The sequence below is a fragment of the Pseudonocardia sp. Cha107L01 genome (genome assembly GCF_052566575.1).
In genome coordinates, this window is record NZ_CP199579.1 from 3,592,944 (window position 1) to 3,605,334 (window position 12,391).

At 70.3% G+C, this 12,391-nt stretch carries 13 protein-coding genes and 1 pseudogene; 7 read left to right on the forward strand and 7 right to left on the reverse strand.

The features are described 5' to 3' along the window. Positions 1 to 4: 4 nt before the first annotated feature. Both ACTXG6_RS17020 and ACTXG6_RS17025 read right to left on the reverse strand, forming a co-directional pair. Complete coding sequence (locus tag ACTXG6_RS17020; RefSeq protein ID WP_445188785.1) at positions 5 to 694, reverse strand: Crp/Fnr family transcriptional regulator; 690 nt, start codon at positions 692 to 694, stop codon at positions 5 to 7. A gap of 139 nt (positions 695 to 833) precedes the next feature. After that, on the reverse strand, positions 834 to 1,298 hold the full coding sequence (locus ACTXG6_RS17025) for a hypothetical protein (protein WP_445188786.1): 465 nt from the start codon (positions 1,296 to 1,298) through the stop codon (positions 834 to 836). A gap of 79 nt (positions 1,299 to 1,377) precedes the next feature. Here ACTXG6_RS17025 and ACTXG6_RS17030 point away from each other — a divergent pair, with 79 nt between their 5' ends. From ACTXG6_RS17030 to ACTXG6_RS17040, 3 genes are all read left to right on the forward strand, one after another. Next, positions 1,378 to 1,554: a hypothetical protein gene (locus ACTXG6_RS17030; protein WP_445188787.1), complete on the forward strand. Its 177-nt coding sequence runs from the start codon at positions 1,378 to 1,380 to the stop codon at positions 1,552 to 1,554. A gap of 501 nt (positions 1,555 to 2,055) precedes the next feature. Continuing rightward, complete coding sequence (locus ACTXG6_RS17035; protein WP_445188788.1) at positions 2,056 to 3,498, forward strand: aldehyde dehydrogenase family protein; 1,443 nt, start codon at positions 2,056 to 2,058, stop codon at positions 3,496 to 3,498. Positions 3,499 to 3,503: 5 nt separating this feature from the next. Then, entirely contained in the window at positions 3,504 to 4,088 is a 585-nt protein-coding gene (locus ACTXG6_RS17040; protein ID WP_445188789.1) for a TetR family transcriptional regulator, read from the forward strand. A 102-nt stretch (positions 4,089 to 4,190) separates the two neighbouring features. Here ACTXG6_RS17040 and ACTXG6_RS17045 read toward each other — a convergent pair whose 3' ends face one another. Together ACTXG6_RS17045 and ACTXG6_RS17050 are read right to left on the reverse strand one after the other, a co-directional pair. Next, positions 4,191 to 4,442 (reverse strand): hypothetical protein, encoded by a 252-nt coding sequence (locus ACTXG6_RS17045; RefSeq protein WP_445190358.1) that lies wholly within the window; start codon positions 4,440 to 4,442, stop codon positions 4,191 to 4,193. Positions 4,443 to 4,548: 106 nt separating this feature from the next. Next, positions 4,549 to 5,400: pseudogene (locus tag ACTXG6_RS17050) on the reverse strand (NAD(P)-dependent alcohol dehydrogenase); the annotation flags it as partial. Between the two features lie 182 nt (positions 5,401 to 5,582). Here ACTXG6_RS17050 and ACTXG6_RS17055 point away from each other — a divergent pair. The 3 genes from ACTXG6_RS17055 to ACTXG6_RS17065 all read left to right on the forward strand — a co-directional run bounded on the left by ACTXG6_RS17055 (position 5,583) and on the right by ACTXG6_RS17065 (position 8,762). Further along, entirely contained in the window at positions 5,583 to 6,617 is a 1,035-nt protein-coding gene (locus tag ACTXG6_RS17055) for a 5'-3' exonuclease (protein WP_445188790.1), read from the forward strand. 606 nt (positions 6,618 to 7,223) lie between these two features. Further along, a complete protein-coding gene (locus ACTXG6_RS17060; RefSeq protein ID WP_445188791.1) occupies positions 7,224 to 7,349 on the forward strand; it encodes a hypothetical protein in 126 nt (41 codons plus the stop codon). 252 nt (positions 7,350 to 7,601) lie between these two features. After that, complete coding sequence (locus tag ACTXG6_RS17065) at positions 7,602 to 8,762, forward strand: MASE1 domain-containing protein (RefSeq protein WP_445188792.1); 1,161 nt, start codon at positions 7,602 to 7,604, stop codon at positions 8,760 to 8,762. Positions 8,763 to 8,846: 84 nt separating this feature from the next. Here the strand turns inward: ACTXG6_RS17065 and ACTXG6_RS17070 are convergent, their stop codons facing one another. From ACTXG6_RS17070 to ACTXG6_RS17080, 3 genes are all read right to left on the reverse strand, one after another. After that, positions 8,847 to 9,227: a VOC family protein gene (locus ACTXG6_RS17070; protein ID WP_445188793.1), complete on the reverse strand. Its 381-nt coding sequence runs from the start codon at positions 9,225 to 9,227 to the stop codon at positions 8,847 to 8,849. Between the two features lie 121 nt (positions 9,228 to 9,348). After that, a complete protein-coding gene (locus ACTXG6_RS17075) occupies positions 9,349 to 10,737 on the reverse strand; it encodes a phosphotransferase (RefSeq protein WP_445188794.1) in 1,389 nt (462 codons plus the stop codon). Beyond that, entirely contained in the window at positions 10,734 to 11,684 is a 951-nt protein-coding gene (locus ACTXG6_RS17080) for an LLM class F420-dependent oxidoreductase (RefSeq protein WP_445188795.1), read from the reverse strand. Before ACTXG6_RS17080 ends, ACTXG6_RS17075 begins: the two co-directional genes overlap by 4 nt. A gap of 100 nt (positions 11,685 to 11,784) precedes the next feature. Between ACTXG6_RS17080 and ACTXG6_RS17085 the strand changes: the two genes are divergently transcribed. Beyond that, positions 11,785 to 12,357 carry a hypothetical protein gene (locus ACTXG6_RS17085; RefSeq protein ID WP_445188796.1) on the forward strand — a complete coding sequence of 191 codons (573 nt, stop codon included), beginning with the start codon at positions 11,785 to 11,787 and terminating at the stop codon, positions 12,355 to 12,357. Positions 12,358 to 12,391 lie beyond the last annotated feature (34 nt).

A 12,391-nucleotide genomic window follows, 5' to 3' on the forward strand; every position in this document is an offset into this window, starting at 1 on the left:
TAGTTCAGGGGACAGAGCGATGTTGCAACGCCTGGAGGTCGTTGACGTGGATACGTCGGCGGGCGGTGTCGAGCCAGCCGAAACCTCGCAGTTGGGCGAGCGCCTTGACGGTCGCTTCTCGGGAGCTGCCCACCCAGGTCGCGAGCTCTTCCTGGGAGAGTCCGAACGCGATGATGACCGAGCCGTCGGGCTGGGGCTCGCCGAACCGATTGGCGAGTTCGACGATGCGCGCCGCGACCCGGCCCACGGTGTCCAGCGCGGCGAACTCGATCCGTTTGCGGTCGGCGTCGCGCAGGCGTTGGCTGAGCAGCCGCAGCAGCGCGATCGCGGCCTCGGGCCTGGCGCGCAGGAACGCGTGCAGCTGGATGGGGCTCAGGGTGATGACCTGCACGTCGTCGATAGCGGACACGCTCGCCGAGCAACGGCCGTAGTCCAGCGCGGCGAGCTCGCCCAGTATCGAGCCGGGGCCACGGAAGGCGAGCACCAGATCGCGTCCGTCGCTGGCCAGCGCCGATACCCGCACTCGACCGTCGAGCAGGATGACCACCGGCGCGTCGACCTGCCCCTCGTAGAGCAGCATGCCGCCGGGTCGATAGCGTTGCAGGCGGCCCCGCTCCCGCAGCTCCGCCCGGGATTCAGGGTCCAGGATGGCGAGGAAGTTTCCCTCCTCCGCGCCGCTGCTGATGGGGTCCACGCACGCATCGTAGGAGCAGGCGGGTTGCGGGCACGATGCGAGCGCGAAGGCCTGTTCGGCGTCCGGTGAGTTCGGCGGCCCACCTGATGCACCGCCGTGCCCGGCCGCGCCGACGGTTACGGCGATCAGCGGGCAAGTGCTAGATCGTTGCGAGCGTGGCCGCGTCCGAGATTGACATCCGTTGCGCGTCGGTTGGGGCTCCAGCTCGGATGAGATCGCGATAGTCCCGGCCGAGCCGGACCGCCTCCTCGGCGGGGTCGTCCAGGCCGACCAGGCCGGCAGAGAGCGCGAGGTAGCGGAACTCGGTGCTCGTTGCCTTTGTCAGCGCGGGCCAGCGTTGCTCGGCGGCGTCCAGCACTGCGCGAAGCGTGTCCTGGTCGGCGGCGAGTTCGCGCCACGCGGCAGCGACCGCGTCGACCAGCGGCGCCGGGCCAGCGGACTCGATCGCCTGGTCCAGTCGCGCGGACAGTGCGGTGGTCCAGCGGTGCTGTAGCCCGAGAAACTGGTCGTGACTTACGGAAATGGGTGTTCGAGGCCGGCGGCGGGCTCGGTCCAGGATCGCGTTGAGCTCGCCATAGCTGGTGGTCGACCTTGTCGCAGTCATCGTCTTCCCCTCCTGATTCAGGCTCTCGCATGTCAGGTCGGGTGGCACCCGTCCTTTGGGCGTCCCTTGACCTGGGACAATGCTGGATCAGCGGGTTCTCGACGGCTACGTCCCGCTGCGCGCTCGGACCGCGTACTTCGACGCGCTCGGTGGTGCGGAAGTACGCAGGCGGGCCCGCTCGCCTGCCGATGGCGTCCCGCCGGTCGGTTGTCCTGCCAAGCCGCTCGCCCGCCAGTTGATGGAGATCCGCCTGTAGTAGCTACGAACGGGGCAACAGCCCGTCAAGGACGAGACCGAGCACCCGGGCGAGCTGATCGTCGGCCGGTTCGGTCCTGGTTGCCGCGGTCTCAGCCAGAATCGCGGCCAGTGTGGGTGCCTGCCATCGCCGGCGGCCCCCACGACCAGCACCATCAGGGGAATCAACCAGCTCTGCTCGTGCGCCTCTCCTTGACCCGGCGGTGCCGAGGGGTCCACCGGCGGCGCCGGGTGTGAAGTCTCCGGACTGAGCTCAGGAGCCTCCGGGCTGATCTCGGACGGCATGTCGCATAGCTCCGATTCGGATCCGAGGACTGTTCCCCACTTCCGCTGACTCCACACGGAAGTGGGGGGTGCTCCACACTTTTGCGCGAGCCAGCCCGGGTGGCCGTCCTGGCGAGCCTCTGGTGAACATTTCGGCACTGGGGGACAAATGGCACTTGGTGCCACTACGGTGATGGCATACCCGTTCGGGGCGAGGCTCCGTGAAAGGACGCACGACATGACTGAGCTTTATGCGAACGCCACCAAGTTCTACATCGATGGGAAGTGGGTCACGCCCACGTCGTCCGCCGTGCTGGACGTGATCAACCCGGCGACCGAGCAGGTCATCACCCAGATCGCGATGGGTGGCAAGAACGACGCCGACCTGGCCGTGGCCGCCGCCAAGGCCGCGTTCCCCACCTACTCCGCGACCAGCCGCGAGGAGCGCCTCGCCCTGCTGGAGAAGATCGCCGAGATCTACAAGCGCCGCTTCGCCGACCTGACCGCCACGGTCACCGCCGAGATGGGCGCGCCGACGTCGCTGGCCAACCAGGCACAGGTGCCGGCCGGCCTCGGACACGTCCTCACCGCCGTCGAGATCCTGCGCAACTACCCGTTCGAGCAGGTGCGCGGCACGACGATGTTGCGGCGCGAGCCGGTCGGCGTCTGCGCGATGATCACTCCCTGGAACTGGCCGGTGAACCAGATCATGTGCAAGGTGGCGCCCGCGCTGGCCACCGGTTGCACGATGGTGCTCAAGCCGAGCGAGATCGCTCCGCTGAGCGCTGTGCTGGTGGCGGAGATCCTGGAGGAGGCCGGTGTGCCGGCCGGCGTGTTCAACCTGGTGCACGGTGACGGGCCGAGCGTCGGCTCGGTGCTGTCGGCGCACCCGGACATCGACATGGTCTCCTTCACCGGGTCGACCCGGGCCGGCATCCTGGTGTCCAAGAACGCCGCCGACACTGTCAAGCGGGTCTCCCTGGAGCTCGGCGGCAAGTCGGCCAACATCGTGCTGCCGGACGCCGACCTCGCCAAGGCGGCCAAGGGCGCGCTCGTCGGCTGTTTCCCGAACACCGGCCAGAGCTGCAACGCCACCACCCGGCTGCTGGTGCACGAGGATCAGCGTGACGAGCTGGTCGGCCTGATCAAGAAGGCCGCCGAGGGCTTCACCACCGGAGACCCCCAGTCGAAGGAGACCGCGCTCGGCCCGTTGGTCAGCAAGACCCAGTTCGACAAGGTCCAGGGTCTCATCCAGGCCGGGCTGGACGAGGGCGCCGAAGCGGTCGTCGGCGGTGTCGGCCTGCCGGACGGGCTCGACAAGGGCTACTTCGTGCGGCCGACCGTGTTCGTCGGCGTCACACCGGACATGCGGATCGCCCGGGAGGAGATCTTCGGCCCGGTGTTGTCGGTGATCACCTATCGGGACGAGGACGAAGCCATCCAGATCGCAAACGACAGCGAGTACGGACTGAGCGGCGCGGTGCAGTCGGCCGACCCGGCGCACGCGTTCCAGGTCGCGTCGAAGATCCGCACCGGCATGGTCGGGCTCAACGGCGCCGGCCCGGACTTCACCGCCCCCTTCGGCGGCTACAAGCAGTCCGGCAACGGCCGCGAGTGGGGCGAGCAGGGCTTCGACGAGTTCACCGAGGTCAAGGCCATCATGGGCTACCAGCCCGCCTGAATGCCATGACCGAGGGAGGGCTGCGGGAGCGCAAACAGGAGCGGCAGCGCGCGGAGCTGGTCGCGGTGGGCATCCAGCTGTTCGCTCAGCGGGGGTTCGACGCCACCACCGTCGACGAGGTGGCCGAGGCCGCCGGGGTCTCCCGGCGGACCTTGTTCCGCTACTTCGGGACCAAGGGCGACATCGTCATGGACTGGGCGCGCGGAACCACCGCGATGCTCACCGAGGCGCTCCGCCGCCGGCCGCTCGACGAGCACCCGATGGTGTCGCTGCACGCGGTGTTCGCCGCGATGTGTGCGAGCTTCACCGACAGTCCGGCCGAGGTCCGTGCTGTGTCGGTGATGATCGAGCGCACGCCGAGCCTGCGCCCGTACAGCCTGCTCAAACACGCGCAGTGGGAGGACGCACTCGCCGTCGTGTTGCGGGAGAGATCCCCGGACATCGGCGAGCCGCGGTCCGCCCTGCTGGCCCGGATCGCGGTGGCGGCGTTCCGTACCGCCCTCGACGAGTGGATGCTCGCCGAGGGCGACGCCCCGCCGTTCGACGGCCTGGACCGCGCGTTCGGCGCGATCCGACAGGGCCTGCCGTAGCGGTTCCCGGCGCCCGACGACCCGGGTGAGCGTGGTGCCAGCGCTCACCCGGGACGGCCCAGTCCGAACGACAGGGGGTCGCGGCCATCTCGCGAGGTGGGTTCACCCGTCGGTTCGTCCCGCGATCTCGTCCTCGCAGTCCAGTCCCCGGTCGATGGGGTCCTGATAGTGCTCGATCTTGTCCTGGATGACGCCCTTGTCGGCCCGCAGCTGGTCCATCTGTGCCTCGATCGCCGCGCTCTGCCGCCGCAGCAGGTCCATCCGTATCGGGTGGTTGGCCAGGGTGCCACCCCCGAGGCGGACGAACTCCCGGACGTCGGACACCGGCATCCCGGTCCGGCGCAACGCCTGCACTAGCGCACGAACTGGACGGCCGCGGGCGGGTAGCTGCGGCGACCGTCCGGTGTGCGGTCGACGAGCGGCAGCAAGCCCTCGCGCTGTCGGAGGCGGACAGGTTGCGTCGGCCCAGTAGCAGGCTCAGGGCCTCCACCTCGTACCGGTCGGGGATGCCGAGCATGCACAGCGTGCCGTCCATCCGCAGCGCGCGCAGGTAGGGCGACGGGTCGTGCTTGGCCGAGGCGGTGTCCAGGATGAAGTCGAACCGGCCCGCTGCCTCGGCCATCGCGGTCTGGTCGGTCGAAACGATCACCTCGTCGGCACCCAGCCCCACCGCGGCGTCGCGCTTGCCCGGCGAGGTGGTGAACACGGCCACGTGCGCGCCCAGTGCCTTGGCGAACTTGACCGCCAGGTGCCCCAGACCACCCAGGCCCACCACCCCGACCGTGTCGCCGGCGCCGACATTCCAGTGCCGCAACGGCTGCCACGTGGTCACTCCGGCGCACATCAGCGGAGCCACGCCGGCAGGGTCCAGCTCGGCCGGCAGGTGGTACACGAACTTCTCCGTCACCACGTACTCCGAGGAGTAGGCGCCGCGCTGCCGGTTACCGTCGCGCCGGTCCGTGCCCAGGTAGGTGGTGGTCGGGTACCAGGCGCAGTAGGGCTCCTCATGCGCCAGGCACTGGGCGCACTCGCCGCACGAGTCGACGATGTTGCCCACCGCGACGGCGTCCCCGACCGCGAACCCGGTCACCGCCGTGCCCACCTCGGCGACCACCCCGACGAACTCGTGTCCCGGCACCAGCGGGAACTCCTCGGCCGCCGCGCCGTCCACGGCGTGCAGGTCGGAGTGGCAGACGCCGCAGTAGGTCACCCGCACCAACACGTCGTCGGGCCGAGGGTCCCGCCGGGAGAACCGCCACGGGGCCAGCTCCGATCCGGGGGTCCACGCCGCGTACCCGGTCACCTCATGCATGGTTCACTTCCCGTGCCTCGCCCCGTCTCGACATCGCGGCGACGTTAAGCGCTGGAGTGGACTCGAGCGCAAGTGTGATCCGAAGGGCTTCCACCAACCACTCGCCGATCCTCACGGGGGACACGTCGTCGCTGACCGGCCCACCCGGGACACCGGGCGGCGGGATGAGGCACAGTCATCACGTGTCCGGATCCGAGCGCGTCGTGCTGGTCGTCGACGGCAACTCGCTCGTGCACCGCGCGTTCCACTCTCAGGCCCGCACCGGGTTCCGCTCCGGGGAGGGTCGGCCGAGGTGGGCCGTGCGTGGGTTGCTGTCGCAGCTGGTGGTCGCGGTGGACCGGGTCGACCCGGATGCGGTGGTGGTCGGTTTCGACGACCCGGCGGTCAGTCTGCGCCGGCAGCGCTGGCCGAGCTACAAGGCCCACCGTGGCGACAAGCTGCCGGCGCTCGTCGAGCAGCTGGCCACCGCGGTGGACGTGGTCCGCGAGCTCGGGGTATCTGTAGTGGTGCCACCGGGACTGGAGGCCGACGACGTGCTGGCCTCGGTGGCCGGGCAGGCGCCACGGGCCGGTGCAAGCACCGTTGTCGTGACCTCCGACCGGGACGCGTTCGGGCTGATCGACGCGCACACCCGGGTGCTGCGGGTGATCAACGGCGGGGTGGAGGCCTCGCCGATGCTCACACCCGAGCGGCTGGTGCTGCTGCTCGGCGTGCGTCCGGAGCAGTACCCCGACTTCGCCGCGCTGCGCGGGGACCCCTCGGACAACCTGCCCGGGGTGCGCGGGATCGGCCCGAGGACCGCCGCCCGACTGCTCGCCGCGGTGGGCAGCGCCCAGGCCGCGTTCGCCGATCTCGAGGCCGGCGGTTGCCGTGTCACCGAGGCGGTGGGCCCAGCGGCGGCCGCCCGGTTGGCCGACCCGGCGGCGCGGCAGGCGTGGGAGCTCAACCGAGCGGTGATGGCGATGCGCACCGACGTCCCGGTCGACCTCGACACCGGCCGGCTCCCGTTGCCCACCGCTGTGGTGCGGGCGGCCTTCCTCACCCACGAGCTGCACTGGACTACCGCCACCGCGCTGCGGGTGCTCGCGCACGACGAATCGGTGACGCCCCGGCCGCCGATCACCCCGCTGGAGGTCGGCTGGCCGCCGACCCGCTCACCCCGGCGCTACCCACGCCTGCCGGCCAAGCCCGTCTCCAACCAGCTCAGCCTGTTCTGACGCGGTTGGCAGAGCGGCGGCGACTCGCGGGTCGTTCACCTTTTCGCCGAGTGCCGGCGGACCGGTCCCTCACTGGACGGGCGTGGCGCGAGCTGGCTCCAGAGCCAGCTCCGGGAAGTGCTTCGTGAGCGGTGGTGGAGCAGTTGTCGACCATGTATCCCGGAGCTGGCGACCTCGGAGATCCCGCCGGCCGGCGACCCGGAGGTGGATATGGAGGGTTGCCTGTCCGTCCCGTTCGAGAGCTATCCCACCCGGCGGGCGGCGACGGCCGAGGTCGCCGGCTTCGACCTGGCCGGCAACCGGCTCGCGCTGGCCGGCACCGGCACGCTGTTTCCAGCACGAGACCGGCCATCTGGACGGGCACCTCTACCTGGAGCAGCTGGTCGGCGAGTACGCCGAGGCGGCCCGGGAGCTGGTGCGCGAGCGCGGCTGGACCGGCCCGGGCCACAGCTGGCTGCCCGAGGTGCCGGCGGACACCCCGCGCCCGGTCGGCCGCGACTTCCCCACCAAGTCCGGCCGGGTCCGCGGCCCGCTCGTGGGTAGAGCTCATGCCTGTTGTTACCGAGCTGCACAAGAGGCCTGCCGCGGGCCGCGAGAACCTGCCTGGTGTGCAGCTCGGTAACAACCGCACTGGCGGTGGTGCGCGCGCGGTGGTGCGCGCGCCCGCTCTTCGCCCTCGGCACGGCGCGTCGGTTGAACGTGGTGGTGTGGGGCGTGCTGCTGACCGACTGAGCTGATCGTGATTGTGGCGAACGCGCTGCTCAGATAGGCCGAGCAGTTCTGTTCACCCATGTATACGGAATTCTTTAGTCTTTGCGGCACCCGCGATTTGGTCCATCTGGCGGTGCCTAACCATCCCCTGAAGGACAGCATTAGCGACGTCTTTCTCGCGCGGTTCCACCGGCCCGGTGCTCCCCATCTCAGTGGCCGGTTCCCGGAATGGCGCCGCGGACCGAACTCGGCGGGTGGTGCGGGATGAGTGCGGTGAGAAGGAACCTTCGCGTTGCGCCGACGATGCTCATTCCCCAGCCACGCCGGGAGCAGCTCTGCGCGCTGGGTTCGCACCTGATCGCGCCCACGGGTTCCCGGGGCCGCGGCTACCTCACCACGATGGCCCTGCGGGTCGTTCTGGTGGCCGCCGCCTACTACCTGGCCGCCGTGATCGGGCTGCAGCTGGAGCTCGTGCGCGGGCAGGTCACCCCGCTGTGGCCGCCCACCGGCATCGCCCTGGTCAGCCTGCTCGTGCTCGGCCCGGGGGTGTGGCCGGGCATCACCCTCGGCGCGCTGCTGCTCAACCTGCCACTCGGCCCGACCGTGCCGGCGGCGGTGCTGATCGCGGTCGGTAACACGCTCGCCCCGCTGGCCGGCTACCTCCTGCTGCGGCGGGCCGGCTTCCGCACCCAGTTCGACCGGCTGCGCGACGCGCTCGCCCTGGTCTTTCTCGGCGCGTTGGCCAGCACGTTGGTCAGCGCGAACGTGGGCGCGAGCGCGCTGGTGCTCGCCGGTGGGGTGCCGCAGTCCCGGTTCCTTGCCACCTGGTCGGTGTGGTGGACCGGGGACGCGATGGGTGTGCTGGTCGTCGCGCCGCTGCTGCTGGTCGCCCGCCACGGGCGGTGGCCCCGCGCGGTGCCCCGGTACCGCTGGGTCGAGGCGGCGGCGTTGCTGGTGAGTACGACTGTCGTCACCGCGGTTGTCGCCGATGGCACCTTTCAGCTGCTCTTCCTGGTGTTCCCGCTGCTGATCTGGGCGGCCGCGCGGTTCCAGGAGCGGGGCGCCACGGTGTGCGTACTGATCGTGTCCGTGGTCACGACCCATGCCGCGGCCATCGGCGCCGGCGAGTTCGGCCAGCACAACCTGATCGCGGACATGGTGGTCCTGCAGGCCTTCAACGGCTCCGCCGCCCTCACCGCGCTGCTGCTCGCGGCCCTCATCCACCAGCGCAACCAGGCACATCGCGACCTGCGGCACGCCTGCGCCCAGCTCGCCGAGCTGGCCGCCCGGCTGGATCAGCACTCTCTGCCCGGTGACCAGGTGCTCGACGCGCTTCGGCTGCCCCTGAGCATCGTGCGGCAGGCGTTGGCCAGGCCCGCGCTGGGGGACCGGGCCGAGCACGACCCGGAGGGAATCCGCACCTCGGCCTCGTAGGTTCGCCTTCTCCGGGTGTCAGGACGGCCGCCGCCAGGGGCGATCTGGGCGCGAAGACCGCGCTCAGGGCTTGCAGGACACGGCTTAGCCGCCGTGGTGCACGGCCTCCACGTTGTGGCCGTCGAGGTCGCGCAGGAATACGCCGTAGTACCCGGGGTGGTACTCGGGCCACTCCCGCGGAGCGTGCAGCACCTCGGTGCCCGCCGCCACGGCGGCGTCGTGCACCGCGTCGACGGCGTCGCGGTCGGCGGCGCGGAAGGCGACGTGCAGCTCGCGCGCCTCGGCACCGGCGGCCGGGGAGAGCCAGAAGTTCGGGGTACCGTCGGGGCCGGACAGCCCGACGACGAAGCTGTTCTCCAGCGGGAAGCGCACCACCTCGCGTATCCCGATCGCGGCGAAGGTGCGCAGGTAGTAGGCGAGTGACGCCTCGACGTCGGCGACCTGGACTCCGATGTGGTCAAGCATGTGCCGAGGTTAGTGGCGGTACCCGGCTGGATGGCGACCTGAAATAGTGGGATCCCGAGCCGCCCCGAGTACTCGGCGGCGCGCCGCGTGCGGTCGTCGAATGCGTCGGCGAACCGCCGGTTCAGGTGCCCCAGTCGGCCGTGTTGACCGGTTCGCGGCCGTCGAAGCGCTGCACCGGGTAGTGCGCGACCATCTTCGACCCGGGCGGGCCCATCTGCAGGTGTGTCCGCAGGTTGCGGCGGTGGAACAGCCGCACCAGCTCCTCGTCGTGGCGGCCGGTCGCGGCGTCGGCGAGCACGAACCGTTCGAGCTCCTCGTCGCCCTCCCACCAGGTTGTCGGTCGGTGGCCGAGGACCGGTCGAAGGTCGTCGAGGTCGGCGTCGACGACCGCGTCACCGAGCTCCGCCACGCGGGCCAGATGACGCGTCGTGCGGAAGGCCAGTCGGATGTCATGGGAGAGGAACGGGTCGTCACCGCGCATCACCCGCAACTGCTCCGTGAGATGTGCGTGGGTTGTGTCGCTTCGTCGCCGGCGCGGGGCGGGCACCTCGACGGTAGGGAGGTCGATCTCCAGGTACTCCGCGAGCGCCTCGGTGGCGTGCAGGTTGGTCTCGCTCGCCCACTGCATGTTGTTCATCAGGTCGGTGCCGGGAACCGGGTCGACGATGGCCGCCCCGAAGATCATCTCGTTGCTCAGGGCCGCGGCGAGGTGGTGGCTTTTCGCGGCCTCGATGTCCACCGCGCGGCCGGAGAGCTCCTCGTAGCGGGCGTAGATCTTGCGGAAGTCTCCGAACGGGATGAGGGTGTCGCGCATCCGCCACACCGTGAGGTCGACGACCGGGTCGCCGATGTGGCCGAACTCCAGGTCGAGCACCGCGGTCAGGTGGCCGTTCGCGTGGTGGAACTGCCCGCTGTCCCACAGCACCGGCGTCTCGCGGCCGTGGCTGCGCGGCGGGTTGCGGTGCAGCCAGCCGAGGGCGAACTCCAGGAACGGGTTCGGGCGCCGCTTCCGCAGCCGCCACAGCCGTTCGAGCTCGAAGTGCATCAGGGTGCCCGAGTCCTCGGGCTTCGCGGCCCGCAGCATGCCGGCCTCGGCGAACGGCGCGATGTCGAGGGTGTGCAGGTGAGCCAGCTGTTGCAGGTACTCGTCCACGACCGTGTCCCGCTCGGCCTCGGGAACGCCGTCGAAATCGGGCTTGCCCGGCACACACTCCATCGCGATGGCACGGATGTCCTCGAGCCAGCCGTGCACGGTCGGCACGGCGATACCGCTGCGTTCCAGCAACTGGTGGAAGGCGACCTCGCGCTTCAACGGCTGCACGGTGGTCTCGATGCGGTCGCCCCGCACGACGACCGCCATCGCCTCGCCGTCGCGCTCGGCCTCGACGAACCAGCACGGTCTCCAGCGCGTCTGCCTGTTGATCGACGTGACGGTCATGCCGAGGTTGCGCCGCAGTGACTCCGCGACGTCCCGGGGGTCGGGCACCCGCGCAGTGGTGGGGGCCGTCATCGGACGATCTCCTCGACGCGGGCCGCCGGGGCGTGGACCGCGATGATCTCGGCGCCGTAGCGGTGCAGCGCATCGATACCCCGCTCGATGTCGTCGCCGGGCGGGTCCACCACGAACCACGTGGCACCCGCGTCGGCGAACTCGCCGAGCCGGTGACGGTGGCGGTCCAGAGTGGCGTCGCGGTACCAGGTCACGCTGTCGGACGACTCCACCTGGACGGCGATAGCACCCGGATCGCGGCCCACCTCGGCGGCCAGGTCCCGGATCTCCGCCACCGCGGCGGACAGTGCCGCGGGTGTGTCGATCACCGCGGTGCGGGTGACGGCCGCCCCGGTCTCGTCGTTGATCAGCGGGGACCAGCCCTGGCCGAACCGCGCCACCCGACGTCGTACGACGGCGCTGTTGCCGCCCAGCCAGAACGGCGGGTGCGGATCCTGCAGCGGGCGCGGCATGGCCGTCTGTCCGTAAGCGGTGAAGTGCCGGCCCTCGTAGCCGTAGTTGTCTCCCGCCCAGATGCCGCGCATCAGCTCGACGGCCTCGGTGAACAACGCGCCCCGCTCGGTGAAGTCGACACCGAGGGCGGCGAACTCCGAGCGCAGGTAGCCGGAGCCCACCCCGAGCACCAGCCGCCCGCCCGAGAGCACGTCGACCGTGGCGGCGGCCTTCGCCGCGAGCAGTGGATTGCGGTAGGGCAGCACGAGAAGCAGCGTCATGAGCAGCATGCGTCGCGTGACGGCCGCGCAGAACCCCAGGGCCGCCAGCGGGTCGAGGGCGTCGTGGCCGCCGGTGCGCATCCACTTGTCCGACGGGGCCGGGTGATCGGTGAACGCGATCGCGGAGAAGCCCGCCTCCTCGGCGGCGCGCGCGAACCGCACGACGGCTTCTGGATCGAGGTAGGAGCGGTCGTAGCCCGCATGAGCGATCGGGTACTGAACGGTGAACCGCATCGGTCTCCTCCGCAGCCGAACAAATAGATGCCTATTATATCTGTATTTCGGCTCGGTGTCAGAGATCAACCCGGACCGTATGCGCCAACATCGGTGGCCGGTGACTAACAATGATCTGGTGCGGCGCATCTGGGTGGTAGGCACCTCAGGGTCGGGGAAGAGCACTCTGGCGGCGGTGATCTGTGAGCGGCTCGGAGTGCCGTGGATCCAGCTGGACGCGCTGTTCCACCAGCCCGACTGGACTCCACTGCCCGAGCCTGAGTTCCGGGCCGTTGTGGCGAGGATGATCGCCGGCGATGCGTGGGTGGTCGACGGCAACTACACCGGAACCCTCGATGATCTCGTGCTGGACCGGGCTGACACGGTTGTGTCCCTCGAGCTGCCTCGGCGCACCGTGATGCGCCAGGTCGTCTGGCGGACCGCGCGGCGGGTTGTCACCCGCGAAGAGCTGTGGAACGGCAACCGTGAGCGGCTGCGCAACATCTTCTCCCTGGACAGGGAACGGTCGATCATCCTCTGGGCCTGGACGTCACACGGCAAGGCGGGGCGGCGCGTCCGGGCGGCGCGTCAGGAGGCGAAGTACCGGGGGATCCAGTTCGTGCAGCTCGGGTCCCGACGCCAGGTCAACGAGTTCGTCGCCAACCTGGCCTCGTCCACCTCGGACCGGGACTGATCCCGGTGTGCGAGCCCTGGTCACACGGGTAGGA

What these genes read in the sequence shown, in the direction of transcription:
- ACTXG6_RS17035 (WP_445188788.1), top strand. Translation starts at nt 2,056, where the DNA reads ATGACTGAGCTTTATGCGAACGCCACCAAGTTCTACATCGATGGGAAG.
- ACTXG6_RS17025 (WP_445188786.1), bottom strand. Translation starts at nt 1,298, where the DNA reads ATGACTGCGACAAGGTCGACCACCAGCTATGGCGAGCTCAACGCGATC.
- ACTXG6_RS17030 (WP_445188787.1), top strand. Translation starts at nt 1,378, where the DNA reads ATGCTGGATCAGCGGGTTCTCGACGGCTACGTCCCGCTGCGCGCTCGG.
- ACTXG6_RS17040 (WP_445188789.1), top strand. Translation starts at nt 3,504, where the DNA reads ATGACCGAGGGAGGGCTGCGGGAGCGCAAACAGGAGCGGCAGCGCGCG.
- ACTXG6_RS17070 (WP_445188793.1), bottom strand. Translation starts at nt 9,227, where the DNA reads ATGCTTGACCACATCGGAGTCCAGGTCGCCGACGTCGAGGCGTCACTC.
- ACTXG6_RS17080 (WP_445188795.1), bottom strand. Translation starts at nt 11,684, where the DNA reads ATGCGGTTCACCGTTCAGTACCCGATCGCTCATGCGGGCTACGACCGC.
- ACTXG6_RS17075 (WP_445188794.1), bottom strand. Translation starts at nt 10,737, where the DNA reads ATGACGGCCCCCACCACTGCGCGGGTGCCCGACCCCCGGGACGTCGCG.